Origin of the sequence: Tenacibaculum sp. SDUM215027, assembly GCF_050566205.1 — a bacterium.
In the GTDB taxonomy this organism is placed as follows: Bacteria; Bacteroidota; Bacteroidia; order Flavobacteriales; family Flavobacteriaceae; genus Polaribacter.
The window spans coordinates 726,841-749,658 of record NZ_JBNXUE010000001.1 but is presented as its reverse complement, the minus strand read 5'-3'; the positions used below and the strand labels follow the sequence as shown (position 1 = coordinate 749,658).

Sequence of the window (22,818 nt, the reverse complement as noted above, 5' to 3'; positions counted from 1 at the left end):
AATTTAATTTCTAAATATTAGAAGTTGTATCTAACAGAGAAGTTCCAAGTTCTTCCAAAACCGAAGAACACTTTGTTATCAGTATTAACCCCTCTATAAGTATCATCTCCTGGTTCAGCCATATAGTTTGTAGCAGATTCAGCAATATACTCTTCATTCCATAAGTTATTAACATTGAACCTAAATTTTAAAGATTGATTAGATTCTTTTCCTAAGTTAAGCTTATAAGACAAACCTAAATCAGTTAATGAATAACCAGGTAATTGCAAAGACCCACTGTGATCAGCTGAATCAAAATCATCTGCATTAATTCTAGCATATAACCTATCAATAAAACGCTGACTGAAATCAATCTTAAAATTTTTCCATGGCTTAACCTCAATACCTATTCTTGCTGTAGTTTGAGCAGCATTCCCTACTTTTACGTCATCTAAATATAAAGTTGCTGTTTCTGGTTGTCCAGTAGTAGGGTTAAGAATAGCATCTCCACTATCATTACGATATCTAGCAGTTACATCAGAAGCATATCTCCAGTCACCATAAGAAACCATACCAATTAATCTCACATCTTCTATAATATCATATGTGAAATCTAATTCAGCCCCCATGTGAACTTGCTCAACTCCTTGTAAATCTGCTCTTCCTGGAACATCATCATTATCATTATTTGGTGTTTCATTAACGTCAAAAGAAGATGTTACAGAGATAAATCTATCCTTCCATTGAGTTCTATATAAATTAAGATTAGCTCTGAAACGCTCTGTTCTATAACCATATCCCAATTCGGCACCAATTACTTTTTCGTTTCTTGGATCTGGGTTAATATCATTTTTAAAGTTTAAGAAAACGGCATCAAAGAAAGGTTGCTTAGAATAGTAACCTCCATTAGCAAAAATGTTATGGTTTTCATTAATGTTCCAGTTAATACCTCCTTTTATGTTTCCTCCGAAAATATTTTGCCAATCAGTTTCTTGCTTTGGATCAGAGTCTAAATAGTTGAAGTAATCAATTCTCTTAAATCCTTGGTTAGATACAGAACCTTGTAAGAAAGCTGAAATATCATCATTCTTGTACTCTAATTGAGCAAACGCTCCTAACCAGCGTACTTTACCGTCATTATGGTAATCTATTTTTTCTTCATCATCAGTACTTCTGAAAACGTTCCACAAGCTACCGATATCTGAACTATATTCAGTAGTTAATACATTAAATGGCTTATTTACGTTATCATTATCTCTATATCCATCAGCTCCTAATAAGTTATCAATTCTTCTGTAGTGAATACCTGTATATGAACGTACATCAATACCTAAATCTAATGTTAAATTCTCATTTAACTCAGTATTAAAATTAGATAATAATCCATACCAATTATGAGAGTTAATAGAAGCTCTTCTAATAGCTCCATTTCTACGATTCACACCATCTAACCTATCAGCTGGGTTTTCCGAAGGAAAAGGCTCTCTATTTCCAAATAAACTATCATCATTTACAATAAAAGTTCCTGTTTGGAAATCAGGTGTATTTGTATAAGAATATCCGCTTGTAAAGTTTCCTCCTTGACCAGAATTAGCCGCAACGATTTGATCATATTCTACTAAACCGTTTCCAGGATTTCTAAATCTACTTGAATTAGCAAAATTCCCTCCTAAACGACCAATATCTCCAGTTCCACCTCCACGTCCGAAAGACACATAGGCAGAAGTAGATAAAGAAGAAACTTCATTAATATCCCAATTCCAGTTTAAAGAGATTACTGGCTTGTGATAAAAGTTCTTTGTCCAAAGAAATTCTTCACCATTTAAAGTACCATCATTAAAATTATACTTAGTACCATATTTTAAATAATCTGCTAAAGTAGCCCTGTTAAAGAAACTACCCGTTCTTTGGTTGTGAGTTTGAGGTGCACCCGTTAACATAAACTGGAAATCATGAGAGTCATTAGGCTCCCAACCTAATCCAACGAAATAGTTGTAACCTTCAAATTCAGTTCCGTTGGCATAACCGTCTCCTGCAGTTCTACTAAATAAGAAAGATGCAGCAAAACCATTTTCACTCTTACCAGTAGAGTAAGTCGCTAACGTTTTTAAATAGTTATCATTACCATAAGAAACTAAAGCAGAACCACCTTCTTTTTTATCAGTAGCTTTTGCTAAAATGTTAACAGTACCACCAACTGAAGATATTGCTAATTTAGAAGAACCTAAGCCTCTTTGTACTTGCATAGCTGTAGTCACATCAGACAAACCCGCCCAGTTAGACCAATAAACAGAGCCATTTTCCATATCATTAACAGGTACTCCATTAATTAGAACTGCTACATTTTCTTGAGAAAAACCACGAATATTAATTCTAGCATCTCCAAATCCTCCTCCAGATTTAGTAGCATATACAGATGGAGTATTGTTTAAAATTTCAGGAAATTCTTGTGACCCTAACTTTTCTTGAATTTCTGCAGCTTTAATAGTCGAAACTGCTACTGGAGTTTCTCTATCTTTAGCGATATCAATTAACCCTGTAATTACAACTTCACTTAAAACATTAGAAGGCTCTAAAGCAATTGTTCCTAAATCAGATACTCCTGAAAAAGATACTTCTTTGTTAGTATACCCAACAAACGATACTACTACTACCCCTGAATTAGAACTAGCGTTTAGCATAAATTTTCCATCAAAATCAGTAGCTGATCCGTTTGTAGTCCCTTTTACTACAACGTTAGCTCCTGGTAATGGTTCCCCCATTTCGTCAACTACTGTACCAGTAATTTTTGTTTGACCTAAAACTGTAGCCGTTACAAAGAACAAAGCTACAAGTAATACATTTTTAAATGTTTTCATTTTTTAATCTAATTGTTATTAAATGCAGGTGCAAATATCCTGCTTTTCATTAGTGCTAATATTAACTTAATGTTAAGTTTTAACAATACTTTAAGACGCTAATATACATACAAAACGATTTCAAACACTGAATTACAATATTTTACCTCCTAACAGCATTGTTAACAAAACCTATATATAAGTTAAAAAACATAAAAGAAATACGATTAACTAAAATTTAATCGTTAGTGAGTTTTTTTTGGCTAATTCTTTTCCTAATTCTACACCAAATTGGTCGTATGAAAATATGTTCCATATAACACCTTGAGTAAAAATTTTATGCTCAAATATTGCCAAGAGCATTCCTAAAGAAAAAGGAGTTAGTTTTTTAAAGAATATTAAATTACTGGGATGATTCCCTTTAAACACCTTATATGGTAAAAGCTTATTAATCTGATTTAACTGATTATTTGTTTTTAAGTCTAAATGTGCTTCTTCTTTAGTTTTACCATAAGCTAACGCATCTTGTTGAGCAAAGTAATTTGCAAGCAATTCTTCATGATGATTTTCTAAATCATGTAATGGCTCTTTAAAACCTATAAAATCGACAGGTATTAATTTAGTCCCGTGATGTAACAATTGCATAAAGGCATGTTGTGAATTAACACCTGTTCCTCCCCAAACAATAGTCCCTGTTTGATAATTAACTTCTTTTCCGTTTCTATCAACATCTTTACCATTACTTTCCATCACAGCTTGTTGTAAATATGCTGGAAGTTTTTCTAAGTATTCACTATAAGGAAGTATCATTTCAGTTTCGGCATCAAAGAAATTATTATACCAAATACTTAAAAGAGCTAAGATAACTGGTATATTTTTATCAAAATCTACAGCTTTAAAATGGTCATCAATTTTTTCAGCTCCTCTTAGTAATTCTTTAAAATTATCAAAACCTATGGAAAGAGAGATGGACAAACCTACAGTTGACCAAAGTGAAAAGCGACCACCAACCCAGTCCCACATTGGAAATATATTTTTCTTATCAATTCCAAAATTATCAACTGCTTTGTTATTACACGAGACTGCAACAAAATGTTTAGGTACATCAAAGACTGTTGCTGATTTCAAAAACCAATCTCGTATCGTGTTCGCATTATTAATTGTTTCTTGAGTTGTAAAGCTTTTGGAAACTACGATAAAAAGTGTTGTTTCTGGATTTATTTTTTTTAAAACTTCAGAAACATGGTCTCCATCAATGTTTGACACAAAATGTGTATTCAATTTATTTTTATAAAACTGTAATGCTTCTACAACCATTTTTGGTCCTAAATCTGACCCTCCTACACCTATGTTAACAATATCTGTTATTGATTTCCCTGTATAACCTTTCCATTTTCCTGAAATAACTTTATTACTAAAGGCTTTCATCTTTCGTAAAGCTGTATTTATTTTAGGCTTTATATCTTTTCCTTCAACAAAAATAGGCGTATCAGAACTACTTCTTAAAGCTGTATGTAATACTGCTCTATTTTCTGTAACATTAATTTTATCTCCTGAAAAGTATTTTTCTATAGCATCTTTTAATTTAACTTCTTCTGCTAAAGAGATTAATAAATCGATTGTTTCTTGAGTTATTCTATTTTTTGAATAATCAACACATAATTCGTCTAACAAAATAGAAAACTCATTTTCTCTATTTTTATTCTTAAGAAACAATTCTTTTAGCTCATAATCTTTCGCTTCATTAAAATGTTCTGTTAACTTTTCCCAAGCTGCAGTTTCTGTTGGGTTAATATTTTGTAAGGGCATAATTAATTTGTAGCTAAAATTTCTTTTTCTTTAAATGAAAGTGGTTCAGGTTGTGGCAATTTTATACTATCTAATTGTCTTTTTAATGGTTTTATATACTCTAAATACGTTGGTTTAATTTTGGGGTCTAAAGGTTCAGCCGAAGGTAGCTTTTCACGAAACGGATCTACTTGTCGTCCATTTTTCCAAAAACGATAGCAAACGTGCGGACCACTAGTATTACCTGTCATACCTACCCAGCCTATAACGTCTCCTTGTTTTACATACTCCCCAACTCTAACTTTTCTTCTTTTCATGTGTAAATACTGAGTCGTATAGGTACTATTGTGTTTTACTTTTACATAATTCCCATTACCACCTCTTCTTGCAGACTCTACAACTGTTCCACTTGCAGTTGTCATGATTGGAGTTCCGTATCGAGCTGCAAAATCAGTTCCTTTATGAGCTCTTACCCTATTACCATATAACTTAATCCTTCTTCTTAAATTATATCGTGAAGAAATTCGATACTGGAATTTAATTGGTGATTTTAAAAATGCTCTTCGTAGCATGTTCCCTTCTTGATCGTAATATTCAGGAATTTTTTTTATCGAATCGGCAACAAATCTATAAGCATACAAATCTTCCCCATTGTGCTTGAATATAGCTGCTTTAACCTTACCGTATCCAACAAAAGTAGTATCGTTGATAAACCTTTCTTCAAAAATCAACTTAAATGTATCTCCTTTTTGCAAACGATAAAAATCTAAGGTCCATGCATAAATATCTGCAACTGTATTCGTTAATGTTGGTTTTAATTGTAAGCTATCCATTGTTATGGATAAATTAGAATAAATCTCACCTGCTATTTCTTTTTCAACAGTTTTTATCTTTTTTCTATGTTTATATGCAGATATTATTGAGTCTTTAAAATCGATAACTGTAGCTTCTACTTTGTTATGCTTATAAATAAAAACCTTTGCTTGATCTAAACTATCTTTTGAAGCTAAGATTGTATACGCTTTTCCTGATCGTATTCTCCTTACATCGAAAGTGTCTTTAATTTTAGTTGCTATTTCATTAATCTTTGGATACATAACATGGTGTCTATCCATAATAACCCCAAAACTTTCTCCACTCTTAATAGTATCGTTAATAACCTTATAGTTATCTAAATTAAAACCATAAACTATAACAGGTTTCGGTTTTTCAACTTTAACTGGTTCTTGTACGACGACTTTCTTTTCTTCTTTACATGAAAAGAAAAGACATAAAATAATGAATGTAAGAATGAATTTTTTCAAAAAAAAGCTGCTTTAAATTTGAGTTTATGGGCAAAAGTACAAATAAATACTATTTTTTCTCCCACTTTAACAATTCTTAAACAGCTTATATCATTTTTTTAATCAACTATTACTTCAAAAGGATTTGCTAATCCTTTATAAGCATCTAATTCTGCACGTAGAGAACCTACTGCTAAGGAAGCTTTCATTTTTATTGGTACTTTATTATCATCAGCTGAAATCCAAAGGGTAACACTTTCTTTTGCTTTAAAAACTCTACCTGCTTGTACCAATGGTCTAAATTTTTGTGTCTTAACCTTTCCAAATTTTGTTTTTATTGTTTCATAACCTAAAAATCGTAATTTAAACGGGTAGCTTTTATTATCAAAAAACATATCAAGTTTAATTTCATCTCCTTTTCTTAAGTTTTTAGTATTCTGACTTCTTAAAAAATAGAAGGTAGAAATCATATCTTGAGGTGACCTAACAGAAATTAATGTATCTTTTTGCTTACGGAAGTCTTGAACGTACGCTGTGTTTTTTTTGTGATTGAAAGTTATATGACGGTTCTTTTTATGTCCACCTTCATCTATTTTTCTTTTGAATAAATAAGGTTCTACTTTATCAATTCCAAAGTAACTTTCATACCTGTCTTCAACCTTAAAGAACCAACTGATAACTCCTGTTGTTTTTCCTGTACCTACAGCATGCAGCACTTTTTTATTATTTAAACTCTTTTCTTTTAGTTGTAAAACAGCTGTTCCTGCTTTTAAAAACCCACTATAACTCATATCAAACCGAAGCCATTCTCCGCTTTTATAAGCTCTTGGATTACTTTGCGCAAAAAAACTTTGTGCAATAACTAAAAATGTAAAAAACAATATTCTTTTTCTCATAATGTTCAAACTTATGAAAATTGTTAGACAATTACCGTTCCAAAAATTAAAAAAAGCTGTTTAACAGAACATTAAACAGCTTTTATTTTATTGTTACTAGAGTTTAAAAAGTTCCCCAGTTTTTCAATTCTTCTTCACTCCATAAGTATGGAAAGAAAATTCTTCTTTGATATTTTGGGTGTAAATATTTTCGCCAATTACTACCTCCTGTAGCTTCCAAATCTCCATCACTTCCACCTAGATATTTTCCAGCTGCATTGTAATGAGCCATTACCCATTTTACATTAACTGTATAATCGTAATGACGCATTGCTTTGATTAATTCTTCGTTTTCTTGAACTTCTTTAGGTAATTGTTTGAATTTTTTTGAAAGGTTACAATCATTATAATCTTCCATAAAATCAATAAAATCCCCCATATATTTTTTCTCAAACAACGTTAATAAAGTTGTTTTTTGACCTGTGCTATAGTTTTTACCAGCTGCTTGCCAGTATAAATGATCGTAGGCATTTTTAAACGATGAATTCCTATCAATTGTATCTCGGTAACGAGCATCTATTAAATTGATAAGATCAGTAGACGCAAATTCAATTTTACGATATTGCGCACTTTGGAAACCGCTTGCTGGTGTTAGTGTATTTCGGAATTTTAAGTACTGCTCTACATCCATTCCGTCACCCATAACCGTAAATGAACTACATAGCATATCAAAATAACGACTAATACGCATTAAGTGCTTTGAAAATTTTTCTGGTGAAATTTCAGAGGATTTTGCTACTTGTTCAATTTCCCACAATATCATTTTAAATAGCAATTCATTTACTTGATGATACATGATAAAAACCATTTCATCTGGTAAAGTAGTTCTAGGAATTTGCAACCCTAAAAGTGCATCGGTTTGTATATAATCCCAATAAGTTATAGGTTCACTCCAAAGCAACCCTTCTAGCATTGCTTCAACAGGAACACCTAGCTTGTCATATTTTTCTTCTATTGCCTTTAATATTTCTTCTTTACTCATTTGTATATTCTTTTATAATTACTCTAAATCTTTACTCTTAACATAAAGTAAATTTTATGAGAAAGGAGATTTTATATTTAAATACCGATTCTGATTCATTATATAAATAATAAAAACCAAGAAACAAGCCACTTATACAGTCTTGAATCTCGGTTTTCAATTTGCTTTATCTTATAAAATAAGTTTTTACAGAGTTCCTCTTAACTGCTGCTCTCTTTCAATTGATTCGAACAATGCTTTGAAATTCCCAGCTCCAAATCCACGAGCCCCCATACGTTGAATAATTTCGAAAAATAAAGTTGGACGATCTTCTACTGGTTTTGTAAAAATTTGTAATAAATATCCTTCTTCATCAGCATCAATCATAATTCCTAAAGATTTTAGCTTTTCAATGTCTTCTCTCAATTCATGACTAAATTCTTCTAACCTTCCAGGAACTGCTTTATAATATGCTTCTGGTGGAGTTGATAAAAATTCTACTCCTTGAGATCTTAATTGACTTACTGTCTTTATAATATCATCAGTAGCCACAGCAATATGTTGTACTCCTGCACCTTCATAAAAATCTAAATACTCTTCAATTTGTGAGCGTTTTTTTCCTTTGGCCGGCTCGTTAATTGGGAATTTAATTCTTCCGTTTCCGTTAGACATTACTTTACTCATTAAAGCTGAGTATTCTGTATGAATTTGTTTATCATCAAACGATAAGAAGTTTTCAAACCCCATTACATCTTCGTACCATTTTACCCAAACATCCATCTGATTCCAACCAACATTACCAACCATATGATCGATGTATTTTAATCCTGCTACAGGTGGATTGTAGTCTGATTTCCACTCTTGGAAACCTGGTAAAAATGTTCCGTTATAATTTTTACGTTCAACAAACATATGAACTGTTTCTCCGTAAGTGTAAATCCCTGCTCTTACAACTTCTCCTTTCTCGTCTGTTTCAACAGTTGGTTCCATATATGATTTTGCTCCACGAGAAGTTGTTTCTTCATACGCTTTTCTTGCATCCTCAACCCAAAGTGCAACAACTTTAACTCCATCACCATGTTTTACAATATGGTCGTTAATTGGAGATTTACTGTTTAATGGTGTTGTTAAAACTAATTTAATTTTATCTTGCTTTAACACATAACTCACTTCTTCTTTCGATCCAGTTTCTAAACCTTTATATGCATATGATTGAAATCCGAATGCTGTTTTATAAAAGTGAGCAGCTTGTTTTGCATTACCTACATAAAACTCTACATAATCTGTTCCTAAAAGTGGCAAGAAGTCTTGTGCTCCTTCAAATATTTTTTCTAAACCGTAGTTTACTGATTTTATTTCTTTTGACATGTTTGTTCGTTTTTAGATATGAGAAAAGAGAAACGAGAATTTAGACTTTTAGAGTTTGTTTTGAAAACCCATCGTCATTTTTTGAAACTCTGCTATCTTTTCTTCAATCAATGTTAATTCTTGTTGTGTTATATAATTCCTTTTATAGGCTATAATCAGTTGTGTTTCTAATTCAAATGAAGAGCCTAAAGCTATATCAATAAAATGAGAAAAAGACTTATCTGTTCTTGATGAACCTTCTGCAATATTACTAGGTATCGAAACTGAACATCTATTTATTTGGGAAACTAACCCAAACTTTTCTTCCTTAGGAAACTTGTCCGTAAGCTTAAAAACATCTTCAACTATATCTATCCCAATATTCCAAATTTTAAGGTTTATATAGTTATGCCTTTTCATAGTTAGGAATTGTCTCTTCTCTTTACTCTTTTTTCTCTATTCTATTCCTCTAGCCAAGATTTATAATAATCTTCATCTGCTATTTTCATAGCCTCTTCGGTTACTTTTAAAGGCTTAAAAGTGTCTACCATCACCGCTAATTCTTCGGTTACTGTTTCTCCAATACTTCTTTCTACAGCCCCTGGGTGTGGTCCATGTGGAATTCCTGCTGGATGTAATGAAATATGACCTGCATCTATATCGTTTCTACTCATAAAGTCTCCATCAACATAATACAATACTTCATCAGAATCAATATTACTGTGATTATAAGGTGCTGGAATTGACTCTGGATGATAATCATATAACCTCGGAACAAAACTACAGATTACAAATGCATCCGTTTCAAATGTTTGGTGTACTGGTGGCGGTTGGTGAATACGTCCTGTTATTGGTTCAAAATCGTGAATTGAAAAAGCATATGGGTAGTTATACCCGTCATATCCAACAACATCAAAAGGATGTGTTGCATATACCATTTCAATAATTTCGTTTTGCTTTTTTACATTGATAACGAAATCTCCTTTTTCGTTATGTGTTTCCAACTCTTCTGGTCTTCGAATATCACGTTCACAAAATGGTGAATGCTCTAATAATTGACCAAACCAGTTACGGTATCTCTTTGGAGTGTACACTGGACGATACGACTCTACGATAAACAACCTGTTATCTTCCGTATCAAAATCCAATTTATAAATAACTCCGCGAGGGATTACTAAGTAGTCTCCATACTTGAAATCTAAGTTCCCAAGCATGGTACGTAATTTCCCTGTTCCTTTATGAATAAAAATTACCTCATCTGCATCCGTGTTTTTATAAAAATAATCTTTAGTAGATTCTTTTGGAGCCGATAAAATGATATTACAATCAGAATTTGTAAGTACTACTTTTCTACTTTGTAAATAATCATTTTCTGGTGGTACTTGAAATCCTCTAAAACGATATGATTGTATATTATTTTCTTTCGCTACTTTCGGAGCAATAGAGTATTGCTTACGAATTTCTTTAACCATCGTTGGTCTATATTCATGATAACTATTAGTTGACATTCCGTCAAAACCAATTGTACCAAATAATTGTTCGTAATATAAACTTCCGTCTTCTTTACGAAACTGAATATGTCGCTTGTGTGGAATTTTTCCTAATTTATGATAAAAAGGCATATTTAATTAATTTGATGATTCAACAATCTGTTAATTTTACAATTAACTCTTTTCTTCTTTAATCAATTCATTCTACTTTTTATTTAAGTAGTGACTAAATCTAAAAATCAATCAATAATAGTTACTCCGGATTCCGTTTTATCATGAATTTTAAATGCGCTAAAAGATCTTTCCAATGCATTTTAATAGGTTTTAGTTGTGTTTTACAAATATACCAAATTTAAAAAGATGTTGATATCTCATTAAATTTCAAAAAATTAGATTTTTTTATTTAAAATTAATCTAAATAAATTTTGATACTTAATCCTCCTAGAATACATTTGCGTCTCAAAAATAATTTTTATTCAATCTAAATAAATAAATAATGAAAAGAATAATTACAACTTTTCTAATTCTATTCACAATAAATTTAGTCGCTCAAAAAAAGCTGTTAACTGGTATTGTTCAAGACAACAATGGTGTTCCCTTAGTTGGAGTTACTGTTCTGTTTAAAGACTCAAATAGTGGAGCACAAACTAATATAGATGGTTACTTTGAGATTAACAAACCTTTAAATCCAGCTCAACAATCCTTAGTGTTTTCTTATGTTGGTTATAAAACCAAAACAATAACTGTTAATGAAACTTCAAACAATTTAAAAATTATCCTTTTTGAAGGGAATGAACTTCTTAGTGAAGTGATTATAGACACACATAGGAAAAATAAATTTTCTAGAAAAGAAAGTGCTTATGTTGCAAAGCTTCCTTTAAAAAACATTGAAAACTCACAAGTTTATAGTACTGTAACTAATCAGTTATTAGTTTCACAATCTGTTACAAATTTTGAAGAAGCATTAAAAAACACAACAGGTGTTGAAAAGCTATGGGCTTCTACAGGTAGAAGTGGTGATGGTGCAGGTTATTATTCTATTCGTGGTTTTTCTATTCAACCACAATTAGTAAATGGTGTTCCTGGTATTACTAATGGATTTATTAATCCAGATAATGTTGAAAGAATTGAAGTTGTAAAAGGACCATCAGCTACTTTATTTGGAAGCACCATAACATCTTATGGAGGTTTAATTAACATTGTTACTAAAAAGCCTTACAAAGGAACTGGAGGGAACATTACCGTTGGAGGAGGATCTTTTGGATTTAAAAAACTAACAGTAGATCTTAACACAAACCTTGAAGATAACGAAAACATATCATTACGATTAAACGCAGGGTATCAAACGCAAGATAGCTTTCAAGACGTAGGCTTTAGAAAAGCATTATTTTTAGCTCCATCCATTTCTTACAAAGTAAATAATAGGCTGACGTTAAACTTTAATTATGAGCTATCTTCAACAGATCAAACAAATCAGGCTTTTTTATTCTTAAATAGATCAGCTCCTCTTACATTTAAAAATTTAGCAGAATTAAATTATAATAGAAACAAATCGTTAACTAACAACGATATTTCTATTAAAAATCCAACGCAAAACTATAGAGGAGAAATTGCTTATAAAATTACTGATAACTGGTCTTCACAAACAATTATAGCTGGCGGTAATACTAAATCTAAAGGATACTATACCTATTTATATAATGTTCAAAATGATTTATTTGGAACCTATGCAATAAAATCAGATGCAGAAACAAATACACTTACATTACAACAAAATTTTACTGGGGATTTCAAACTAGGAGCTTTAAGAAACAGAATAGTTATTGGCGTTGATTATCTAGATTCTCAAATTTTAGATAATAGCACTAATCAAAGAGGGATTAATGTTGTGAACCCTCAAGGTCAATTAATCCCTGTGCCACCTGCTTTTGGTTTTCCTAATTTACCAACTACAAGAGCAAACCTTGATGCCGTTTTTGTTAGCTCTCCAAGAGCTGATTCTGATATCAATCAAAATATTCTTAGCGGTTATATTTCTGATGTGGTAAACATTTTACCAGAACTATCAGTAATGGCTGGTGTTCGTTATGATAAATTTAATTACAAAGGTGATGCAAACGACCCAAGTGACGACGAAAAAGAATATACTAAATCTACTTTTTCTCCTAAATTCGGAATAGTTTACCAACCAATTTTAGATCAATTATCAGTTTTTGCTAATTATCAAAATGGATTTTCTTATGTGAACCCAGAAAGAGTTCCTGTGGATATTTCAAACCCTGATGGAGAAACAAAGTTACAATCTTACGACTTAGAACAAGCCAATCAATTAGAGTTTGGTGTAAAAACAAACTTATTTAATAACAAAGTAGAAACCACTTTAAGTTATTACAATATAACAGTTAAAGACAAGGTTATGGGCTTTGGGGCTAAAAAACAACAAGATGCAACTGTTAAAAGTAAAGGCTTTGAACTAGAAGTAAACGCGAATCCTATTGACGGATTAAACTTACGTGGTGGTATTAGTTATAATGACGCTAAAGTAACACAATCAAAATCTAGACCTGATTTGGTTAATAAACGTTTAGCTGAATCTGGTCCTGAAACTTCTTATAATTTTTGGGCTGATTATAAATTTCAAGAAGGTATCATTAAAAACGTAGGTTTAGGTTTTGGATTAAATGGTGCTAGTAAATACAATACTATGGTAGGATATCCTATAGCAGGAGATTTTTACCTACCTGCCTATACTATTTTTAATGCTTCAATTTATTATGAAGTTGATAAGTTCAGAATTAGTGTAAAAGGAAATAACTTAACAGATAAAGAATACTATACAGGCTGGAGCACTGTAACACCCCAAGCTCCTAGAGCCTTTTTAGGAACTGTTAGTTATAAGTTTTAACAAATATGAATATCTATTTGAATTATTAAATGTTGCAAACACAAAACTCTGAACTTTTATGTTCAGGGTTTTGTTATTTCATTAAATCACTATGAAAACAGTTACTTTTCTTTTTATTTTCATCGGATGTTATGCTTTGTATAACACTTCTGAAAAAGCAATTTTAACTAAGAATACCTTCTTACAAAAATGGCTTCAGAATAATAAACGCGATGCCAACATAATTGGAGTAATCACCTTATTGGTAGGCTTACTCCTGTCAATAAACTTTTTTGGGCTTTCGGCTGGAATTATTACTTGGATTGTAACTGCCTCTGTATTTTTAAGTCTTATCATTCTCATTACCCCATTAAGAGTGATAAACTATGCCTTTTTATCTGCCTTATTTACGTTAACTTTTTTAATAGAACTCTTATTTTAATATGCCTGCTAACTCTAAATATTTAAACCAATCACCTTGGCAGCAGTTTGCAAAAATCTCTGCAGGTCTCATTGGTGGATATATCATAAGTGCCCTACTACATATGTGTTTAGTTTTATGGCTACCCAACCCGAAAGAAGTACTAATCACATCTATCTACACCATTTTTATTGCTTGGGGAGCTCTGTTAATTGTTCCTTTCTTGTTTAAAAATGGATGGAAAGCTTGGGTTTTATATTTCATAATTTCAATAATCCTATATGTAATTTATTACTTAGGAAACCAACAAAATCCGTTTGTATAATGAGTAACAGAAATTACAATGTATTTTTCAATACACATACAATTAGCGGTATTGTTATAAGTGTAGCCTTATATGTTATCTTTTTTACGGGTGCTTTTGCTCTTTTTAAAGATGAAATTGAAGCTTGGGAAGATGGTAAACATTCACAAAACATAGCCAGAGAGAATATTGATTATGATTTTTTATTAAAAAAACTCTCAGAAAATCATCATCTAACGAGTAGAGATATTCGTTTTTACTTGGGCCATGAAAGTGATAATATCTATGTGTTAACCTCAGCTGCAAAAGACACAGTAAACATTCCTGATGAGGCAAAATACCAAAACTATCAAGCTATAAATATACATACTGGCGAAACAGCAAGCTATGTAGAAAAATATGGTTTAGGAGAGTTCTTATACCGCTTACATTTCTTTACGCAAATACCTACTATCGGAATTTACCTCGCTGGTTTTGTATCCTTATTCTTTTTATTTGCCATTGTTACTGGAGTGATTGTTCATTGGAAAAAAATTATTTCAAACTTTTATCAGTTCAATCCTAAAATAGCTTTAAAAAGAGTGTGGACAGATGCACACACCGCATTAGGTATTATTGGACTTCCTTTTCAGTTTATGTACGCTGTTACTGCGGCTTATTTCTGTTTAAGCTTATTTGTTTTGCTTCCTGCAAACTTTTTATACGGTGGTGATCAAGATAAACTAATGGAAGATTTGCGCCCCGACCGCACATCGTATGAATGGATTGCTAAAACAGATAAAGAAATTCCTAGTGTCAACAAATTTGTAAAAGAAAATGCTAATCGCTGGTCTCATTTTAATTCAAACTATGTTTTAATTAAAAATTATGGCGGTACCAACATGAAATACTGCTTGATTGGTGAACTAGATTATAAAGAACGCTTTTTAAGTTCTGGAATGGTGTTTTATGATTTTGAAACTGATAAAACCTCTATTGTTAGAAACCCTAATGAAAGTAAGTATACTGATGACATTCAGCTTTCAGTAAGCCGCTTACATTATGGTAATTTTGGAGGTATTACTGTAAAAATTATCTACTTTATTCTTGCATTTATTACTTGCTTTGTAATTATAACTGGTGTATTAATTTGGATTGAAGCTCGTAACAAAAAAAGCATGAGTTTAAAACAACGCCTATACACTGCCAAGGTAGGGCATATTTATCTTGCTATCTGCTTGTCTTTGTTTCCTGTTACCGTCTTATTTTTCTTGGTAGTAAAACTCTTACCAGAAACTTATCAAACCCAAAAAATGAGTATTTTATATACTTGTTTTTTTGTTGTTTGGTTATTAGCAACCCTCTATTTTAGATTTAAAAGAAATAATTATTTCACAAACAAAGCTACTTTGTTAGCAGGAGCTGTTCTTGGCTTTTTAGTTCCAATTGCTAGTGGTATTGTTTCCAATAACTGGGTTTGGAACACGTATAAAGCTAAACAATTTGACATTCTTACAGTTGATTTACTATGGATATGTATTTCTGTTACTGCACTATTTATCTATCTAAAAATAAAACCAGAAGCAAAAGCTAAAAGTACCTTCACAAAACACCCTATAGATTATAAAAATCGTAAACGGTTATTAGCTGAAGAAGCACAAAAAACAACTAAAGATTTAACTAACGAAAATAAACAACTATTAAACGATAAAAACCACATACCTATGAGAACAAAAATTAGTATCCTTTGGATGTTTTTAGCAATCGGTTGGATAGTTCACCATATATACGGGCTATTTAATATATACTACAATGAAACTTTAGTAATGGAGGGTGCAACAGGTGAAGCTCCTTTTGCACATCACATATATCGTATTTTATTTGAAGGAATGTGCTTACTGTTTGGTTTGCTAACTATTGAACTTTCTAAAAAATGGTTTAAGATAGCTTCACTTGTTTGGTCAAGTATTGCCGGTTTATACAATGTATACCACTTCTTTGAAGCTATTCTTCATGAAGCTAATAATATATCTGAGATATTCATGCTTCTTTTGGTAGCTATAGCTAGTATATTTTTAATTATTAACATTTACAAGTGGATTAAAGACTAATAAAAAACCTAGTATAGGCTCATTCCCCATTTCCTATATCCCCCGTATTTATGGAAATAGTTACTGCCAACAACAAAAAGTCACAGTTAAAAAAAATTCTGTGCCTTAAAACAAAGAGTATGGACTGTGGTATAAAAACTTCAGTCTATACAATTAATTCTCTTTATGGTAAAGGAGTTATAACAAGTTATTACTTTGATGGCTTACTAATCAATTTAATTAACGCTAAATTCAAAGAAGGTTTTCTTTTTATCTCAAGCAATAATTTTAATGCTTTAGAACTTTCTGTTTTAATAGGTGGAGAAAAAATTATTCGTTTTTCTAGCCTAAAAAATGATCTTATTATTGAAAAAAATGAAAGTTATCTCTTACATGATAATGGTGATGATGATAAAGTTGTTTTTTACAGAAATAAACACATAAATGAAGTTAAAATTAAGATGCATGATTCTTTTATTGAAAAACATCAAATGCAAACTCTTTTTTCTAGTGATGAGGCTCTTGATTTAAACGCTACACAACAGTTAACTTCTAACATGGAAAAAATAGTTAATGAGATACTCACTAACTCACAAAAGGGCTTGCTAAAACGTCTTTTTTTAGAATCAAAAGCTTTAGAATTACTCCACCTAAAGTTAAATATTCATTCTAAAAAAGGAAATAATTCTAATGAAAATATTCTTAAAAAAGTATATAAAGTAGAAGCTATACTCCAAACCAATATTCATGAACAAATATCAATACAACAACTTGCTCGTAAAGTACTATTGAATCAAAATGTTTTAAAAAATGAGTTTAAAAAACTGTTTGGTGAAACTATTTTTAATTACACCAAACAATTGAGAATGAATAAGGCTAAAAGCTTATTAACCCATACTCAAAAACCTATTTATGAGATAGCTGATATAGTAGGATATAAAAACCCCACTCATTTTACTGCTGCTTTTAAAAAATTTGAAAAAACAACTCCAAAAGAGTTTAGAAAGAATTATTCTTATGAACCTTAAAACTAGAATCTCAATTTATACTCTTTTATTTCTCAAGTTTATTTAACCAAGCTTCATTTCTGTACTCTCTTGCTTTTTTTCCTCCATCAATATGATTCCAACCTGGAGGCATAAAAACATATTTTACTTTGTCTATTAATCTTGGTGCTTTTTTAACGTCTAACCATAATTCTTTCCATAGTAGAAACTGTACATCCCATAGGCTTTCACTATTCAATTTGTCATGCATAATTCCGTATTCAATTTTTTCATTATCTAATTCTTTTTGAAAAGTTTTAAATAAGCGATCCCAAAGACTAAAGGTTTCGCCATAATTTCTATCTAAATAAATATGATTTTTAGCATGATGTACCCTATGAACTGAAGGCGTAATTAATATCTTATCCAACTGTTTCTGCTTTCCAATAACTTTTTCGTTTATATGCGTTAACGTAGCATATAGTCTTGCTATCGGTTCAATTACAAAAATCATCAATGGATGAAATCCTACTATTGGAAGCCATATAAAATTAAACGGAGTAAAAAACACATCAAAGATTGATCCTCGTGCAACTACAGTTAAATTCATTTCTTCTGCTGTATGATGTACACCATGAATACACCATAAAACTCGAACTTTATGTCCTAATAAATGAATAAAAAACACTGTAAAATCGTACAATAAGTAAGCTGCAACCCAGACATACCATTGAAATCCTAAGGTAAACAATCTGTTTTCATACAACCAAAACATCGTACCTACAATTAGCACTTTTGATAATAGAAAATACGGAATACTTTGTACTAAATAAGACACAATACTAACGACTCCTTCTTTGTTTTTTTCTACATAACTCGTTACTATAAGAATTCCCCATTCAACTAGCATTAAAACAAGTACTATTATACTCATATGTTCTAATTGACCTACAAGTACTTTTATAGATGATAAATCCATTCTTTAATTATTCTTATAAAAATTATTCTTTAAAAAAGCACACACTTGTGCTACTGCTGCTTTTGAAGCTTCGGTTTCTCTAAGAGCATTTAGTACTATAAAATCGTGTATTGTTCCTCCATATCTTGTTGAAACAACTGGTACTTTAGCTTCTCTTAACTTTTTAGCGTACGCCTCACCTTCATCTCTTAATACATCATATTCCGCTGTTATTAAAAGTGTTGTAGGTAAATTTTGAAGTTCTTCTAAACTTGCTTTTAAAGGAGCTACAGTTGCTAATGATTGCGTGCTTTTATCAGGAGCGTATACTTCCCAAAACCATTTCATGGTAGCTCTAGTTAAATAATGCCCTTTAGAAAATTGTTCATATGATTTCGTGTTTAAATTAGTATCGGTTACAGGATACAACAATACTTGTCCAAGAATTTTAGGAGTTCCTTTTTCTTTTGCCTTCATTGCTACAACAGTTGCCATGTTTCCTCCTACACTGTCACCACCAACTATAATTCTGCTTGGATCTAATCCATAGTTTTTCCCATATTTTGACATAAATAAAGCTGCTGCATACCCTTCTTCATTTGCTACAGGATACTTTACTTCTGGTGCTCTTGAATATTCTACAAAAACAACCCCTACATTTGCTTTTAAAACAATATCTCGCATTAACCGTTTGTGTGTTTCAAAGCTATTAAACACCCATCCTCCTCCATGAAAATATATTAATATTGGAAGCAATTTTTCAGCCTTTTTAGGCTTTATGATTACTGAATTAACTTTCCTATCTCCTTCTTTAAAGGAAACTTTTGTAAAAGTTACTTTATCATAGGCTAAAGTTGACTCTTTTTGCATGTTTTCCATTGCTAGCCTTCCCACATCCAAAGGCAAATCCTGTAATGGTGGACCTTGATAAGAATGAATAGCTTCTAAAAATTCTTGAACAGTAGGGTCTAATCCATAACTCCCAGCTAATGTTGCTTGCGCTGCAGATTTAAGCTGTAATAAAACAACAATAATAACTAATAACTTCCTCATACCTATGCCATTTGTTGTGTTACCCTTGTTTTTTTACTTCTCTTAGCAACCTTGTATTTGTTAAACAGGTACAATAAGCTGAAAGTTCCTAAGTTTATAACTAACATAATGGCTAAGACCATTGGTTCACTATAAAATGAGAATTCTGTAAACGCTAACAACCAATAAATTAACACCCACTGTATCATGTAAAAAGGGGTAACATTCTTGCTACAGTAAAAAAACAATCTACTTACATAATTGTTCTTAGGCAGATTTCGTTCTATTAAATAATACATCCAGAAAAGAACTAAGATACACCCCATTAATCCCATACTTCCTCCTGGACCTAAATGATAATAATCTCCAAAATGGTATTCATAATTATAATCACACAGTAACTTTCCTATTACAAGAAAAACGACACCTATATACAACATTGGTCTGAATAAAGATTTATCAGCATTTTCAGGTGCTTCCTGGTATCTTAATCCTAAATACAGTCCCATCAGAATAAATGAAATCCACGGAAATAAAGGAAAATATACATCAAAGTTATTACCCCAAATAAGGTTTAAAACATAATCTACTCCAGGAATTCCTAGTTGAATACCACTTACAATTTTTGAAAGCCACATAACGACCAATGTTATAAGTATGAGTATGTTTTTATTCTTAATTAAGAACTTAAACGACAGCCCTATTAAAAATAATGATATACCTATCAATTGAAACATATCACCTTTTAAGAAGTAGTTTAACATACTATATCGATTACTTACCTGAAGGCTACTCACCTTTACAAAACTTTCTGGAAAACCTCCAAAAAACAAAAGCGGTACTATAAATCTTAAGAAGTTTAAAATATACCCTAAAGCAATAATGAATAAAGCTTTTTTAAGGATTCCTTTTTTATTTGAGTTTCTTGAAAATGCAAATGATATCCCCATTACAATAAGGAAAACCGGTGATCCTCTTTCTAATATCTGAGCCATATTTCCAGTTATCGAGTTTTCCCAAGTATCCATACTTGAAAAAATCATCATCACATGCACTGGAATCATAATAAGAACACTAAACCCTCTTACAAAATCTACAGCTCTTACTCTATTTTGTTTTTCCATTTAATTCTTTTTAAATTCTATATTTTTTGAGCTATTGTTTTTACTGCTGTCTCTTCTTTTTTAAATTTTGCTAGTGGATTCTCTAGAGTTCCTTCCAATTTTAAGCTTTCAATAGGATCGGCTAAACTCAACATTTGTTTTGTATTACTCAATTGTAATCTGTTTAAGCAGCAACGATCAAACTCATTAACAAACAAATCGTATCGCTCGTATTTCTCTGAAAACTCTGGATGCTCTTCCTGATACTCATACACACATTCTGCTACCAACTTCCAGAAGTTTTCTTCTGAAAAGTTTGCGTAACTGTCTAATTGTTGTGCCATAAAACGGAAAAAGCAATCGAAAACATCTGTAAAAATTGAAAGTACTTTCATTGTATCAGAGGTTTTAGTAAACAATCTTTTAGCGTGCTCAAGCAGGTGCATTGCTTCATTAAAAACAATCACTTCTTCAGTAATATCTTTCATTAACACATGCACTGGTGTGTTTTCTTCTAGCACTAGAATAAGGTTTTCTCCATGTGGCATAAATACAAACTCGTACTTATAAAAACAGTGTAACAATGGTGCTAAATAGGCTTTTAAATAACGCTGAACCCAAGTAGTAGTGTTGTAAAGTGATGCTTCTATTAATGCTGCCAACAATGATTTGTCTTGATAATCTACATGCAATAAAGCAGCCATCGTAAGCACGCGTTGATTGGAGCTTATTTTCACAAATGGGCTCTCACGCCACAAGGCTGATAACATCTTGTTATGCGGATTCGTTTTGCCTAATACTTCGTAATAATGATTATGATATCCTACCGTTGCCACTTCTCCTAACATGGTAAATCCATTGTTTAGTAAGTAGGTGTCGTCTACCAACAAATCTGTTATCCATTGGGTAATGTGCGGCGTACTTTGCATGTAATACGGAGAAAGTCCGCGCATAAAGCCCATATTTAAAATCGACAACGCTGTTTTCGTATATAACTTTTCTGGATGTGAAGCATTAAAAAGTGTTCTGATAGATTGTTGAGCTGAAAAGTCATCATCACTTTCACCTACCAAAATGATATTTTTTTGAGCAATATCTGCTCCAAAAACAGCTACAATTTTGTTTTTCCATTGCCATGGGTGTACAGGCATAAAAATGTAGTTCTCAACAGCTGCATTTTGCTTCTTTACAACTTCTTTAAATGACGTTAATTTTTCTTTTCCTAATTCATTTTCTAAAAGTTTTTCATACTCATAACCTTCAACAGCTGTGTAGGTCGCATATTCTTTATGAGCTGCAATCCATATGAGTTTAAACGGTTGATTACTTTCTGGTGCGTATATATGATAATCATCTATGTTGAATCCTATTCTCCCATTATTTGCCACAAAACAAGGATGCCCCTCAGTCATAGCATACTCAATTTCTTGAAAAGTTTTTTCGGCTAATTCACTTGCTGAAAATTTTTCATTCGTGTATTTATATGCTGCGCCAGAAAGCGTACTAGTTATTTCTTCTAAATAGGTTGCTAAAAATTCGTTGGGAATGCCTAATGTGTTTTGGAATTCCGTAATAAAATGCAGTGCATCTAGGTAAATTTCTTCTGATGAATTATTCTTTTTGACAATGCTCTTTGCATCCACCATCCAATGGTCTAGCAAATATTTTTTCGCTTTAAAACAATACTTAAATTCTTTATTATCAGAAGTAATTTGATACACATTTCCATCATTTTCTTCTGAAATAAATTCAGGAGTTAAAATAAGTTCATGTGAAAACTCGCTGATTGCTTTTTTTATTAATTGACGATTTACAAAACTCCATACTTCGGGTTGTAAATGTGCTATATTATTTGTCATGTTATTCTAATTTGGTTAAAGCTGATTGGTACATCTCTCTTGTACAAAAAGCTAAGGCCGCTTTTTTATGAGGTAACTCAACTTCTTTTTGGTATTCAAAACCTGCCTTTTTATTTAGCGTATGAATTTTTTCGTTATTCACATCGGGTTCTACAACAATTCTTTCCACTTGTGGTAAGCTGAAAAAATAATCGATAATGGTTAAAAACACATGCCATGTAAACTGTGGTATTCTTCTTTCTACTGGTGCTACCAAAACATGCATTCCGTAATCGTTTTCTTGTGTATCGTAATAGTTTGCTATGATGTCTTCTGATACTTTGTACAACTCCATTAAAAACACAGGAGTATCGTTTAACATTCCTATATAGCTATGATGATATGGATTGTTTTCTATTTCTTGATACTCGGCATGTACTTCTTCTAAAGACTTGTTTAACATCCCCCAATATTTTGCATAGGATTGTGTTACCCAACCATGCAACATTGGTGTATCTGCTTCCAATTGAAATGGTCGAATACTGATTACCCCCAACCCCCTAATTTCTTTACTGAATACTTTTTGATGCGTTTGAACCATAA

At 31.6% G+C, this 22,818-nt stretch carries 18 protein-coding genes; 5 read left to right on the top strand and 13 right to left on the bottom strand.

Features of this window, described 5'->3' with window-relative positions:
- Positions 1 to 17: 17 nt before the first annotated feature.
- The 8 genes from ACQYZ7_RS03470 to ACQYZ7_RS03435 form a co-directional block, all read right to left on the bottom strand.
- Complete coding sequence (locus tag ACQYZ7_RS03470; RefSeq protein WP_430728392.1) at positions 18 to 2,837, bottom strand: TonB-dependent receptor; 2,820 nt, start codon at positions 2,835 to 2,837, stop codon at positions 18 to 20.
- A 210-nt stretch (positions 2,838 to 3,047) separates the two neighbouring features.
- Positions 3,048 to 4,625, bottom strand: a complete 1,578-nt coding sequence (gene pgi, locus ACQYZ7_RS03465; RefSeq protein ID WP_430728391.1) for a glucose-6-phosphate isomerase — start codon at positions 4,623 to 4,625, stop codon at positions 3,048 to 3,050.
- Between the two features lie 2 nt (positions 4,626 to 4,627).
- Positions 4,628 to 5,908, bottom strand: a complete 1,281-nt coding sequence (locus ACQYZ7_RS03460; protein ID WP_430728390.1) for a peptidoglycan DD-metalloendopeptidase family protein — start codon at positions 5,906 to 5,908, stop codon at positions 4,628 to 4,630.
- A gap of 98 nt (positions 5,909 to 6,006) precedes the next feature.
- Positions 6,007 to 6,783, bottom strand: coding sequence for a DUF3108 domain-containing protein (locus ACQYZ7_RS03455; protein ID WP_430728389.1), 777 nt, complete (start codon positions 6,781 to 6,783; stop codon positions 6,007 to 6,009).
- A 103-nt stretch (positions 6,784 to 6,886) separates the two neighbouring features.
- Entirely contained in the window at positions 6,887 to 7,804 is a 918-nt protein-coding gene (locus tag ACQYZ7_RS03450; protein WP_430728388.1) for a tryptophan 2,3-dioxygenase family protein, read from the bottom strand.
- A gap of 186 nt (positions 7,805 to 7,990) precedes the next feature.
- On the bottom strand, positions 7,991 to 9,151 hold the full coding sequence (gene hppD / locus ACQYZ7_RS03445; RefSeq protein WP_430728387.1) for a 4-hydroxyphenylpyruvate dioxygenase: 1,161 nt from the start codon (positions 9,149 to 9,151) through the stop codon (positions 7,991 to 7,993).
- A gap of 48 nt (positions 9,152 to 9,199) precedes the next feature.
- Positions 9,200 to 9,550 (bottom strand): four helix bundle protein, encoded by a 351-nt coding sequence (locus ACQYZ7_RS03440; RefSeq protein WP_430728386.1) that lies wholly within the window; start codon positions 9,548 to 9,550, stop codon positions 9,200 to 9,202.
- A gap of 41 nt (positions 9,551 to 9,591) precedes the next feature.
- Positions 9,592 to 10,752, bottom strand: coding sequence for a homogentisate 1,2-dioxygenase (locus tag ACQYZ7_RS03435; RefSeq protein WP_430728385.1), 1,161 nt, complete (start codon positions 10,750 to 10,752; stop codon positions 9,592 to 9,594).
- Positions 10,753 to 11,116: 364 nt separating this feature from the next.
- Between ACQYZ7_RS03435 and ACQYZ7_RS03430 the strand changes: the two genes are divergently transcribed.
- From ACQYZ7_RS03430 to ACQYZ7_RS03410, 5 genes are all read left to right on the top strand, one after another.
- Positions 11,117 to 13,525: a TonB-dependent siderophore receptor gene (locus ACQYZ7_RS03430; RefSeq protein ID WP_430728384.1), complete on the top strand. Its 2,409-nt coding sequence runs from the start codon at positions 11,117 to 11,119 to the stop codon at positions 13,523 to 13,525.
- 91 nt (positions 13,526 to 13,616) lie between these two features.
- Positions 13,617 to 13,946, top strand: a complete 330-nt coding sequence (locus ACQYZ7_RS03425) for a hypothetical protein (RefSeq protein ID WP_430728383.1) — start codon at positions 13,617 to 13,619, stop codon at positions 13,944 to 13,946.
- 1 nt (position 13,947) lies between these two features.
- Positions 13,948 to 14,250 (top strand): hypothetical protein, encoded by a 303-nt coding sequence (locus ACQYZ7_RS03420; RefSeq protein ID WP_430728382.1) that lies wholly within the window; start codon positions 13,948 to 13,950, stop codon positions 14,248 to 14,250.
- The gene (locus tag ACQYZ7_RS03415) at positions 14,250 to 16,319 is read left to right on the top strand and encodes a PepSY-associated TM helix domain-containing protein (RefSeq protein ID WP_430728381.1); all 2,070 of its coding nucleotides are present in this window, start codon (positions 14,250 to 14,252) and stop codon (positions 16,317 to 16,319) included. Before ACQYZ7_RS03420 ends, ACQYZ7_RS03415 begins: the two co-directional genes overlap by 1 nt.
- Positions 16,320 to 16,438: 119 nt before the next feature.
- On the top strand, positions 16,439 to 17,326 hold the full coding sequence (locus ACQYZ7_RS03410) for a helix-turn-helix domain-containing protein (RefSeq protein WP_430728380.1): 888 nt from the start codon (positions 16,439 to 16,441) through the stop codon (positions 17,324 to 17,326).
- Positions 17,327 to 17,351: 25 nt separating this feature from the next.
- Here ACQYZ7_RS03410 and ACQYZ7_RS03405 read toward each other — a convergent pair whose 3' ends face one another.
- The 5 genes from ACQYZ7_RS03405 to ACQYZ7_RS03385 are packed head-to-tail and all read right to left on the bottom strand — an operon-like array spanning position 17,352 to position 22,816.
- On the bottom strand, positions 17,352 to 18,263 hold the full coding sequence (locus tag ACQYZ7_RS03405) for a sterol desaturase family protein (RefSeq protein WP_430728379.1): 912 nt from the start codon (positions 18,261 to 18,263) through the stop codon (positions 17,352 to 17,354).
- Positions 18,264 to 18,266: 3 nt separating this feature from the next.
- Positions 18,267 to 19,295 carry an alpha/beta hydrolase gene (locus ACQYZ7_RS03400; RefSeq protein WP_430728378.1) on the bottom strand — a complete coding sequence of 343 codons (1,029 nt, stop codon included), beginning with the start codon at positions 19,293 to 19,295 and terminating at the stop codon, positions 18,267 to 18,269.
- 2 nt (positions 19,296 to 19,297) lie between these two features.
- Entirely contained in the window at positions 19,298 to 20,398 is a 1,101-nt protein-coding gene (locus ACQYZ7_RS03395) for a heparan-alpha-glucosaminide N-acetyltransferase domain-containing protein (RefSeq protein WP_430728377.1), read from the bottom strand.
- Positions 20,399 to 20,415: 17 nt separating this feature from the next.
- Positions 20,416 to 22,236 carry an IucA/IucC family protein gene (locus tag ACQYZ7_RS03390; RefSeq protein ID WP_430728376.1) on the bottom strand — a complete coding sequence of 607 codons (1,821 nt, stop codon included), beginning with the start codon at positions 22,234 to 22,236 and terminating at the stop codon, positions 20,416 to 20,418.
- A 1-nt stretch (position 22,237) separates the two neighbouring features.
- A complete protein-coding gene (locus ACQYZ7_RS03385; RefSeq protein ID WP_430728375.1) occupies positions 22,238 to 22,816 on the bottom strand; it encodes a GNAT family N-acetyltransferase in 579 nt (192 codons plus the stop codon).
- Positions 22,817 to 22,818: the final 2 nt, after the last annotated feature.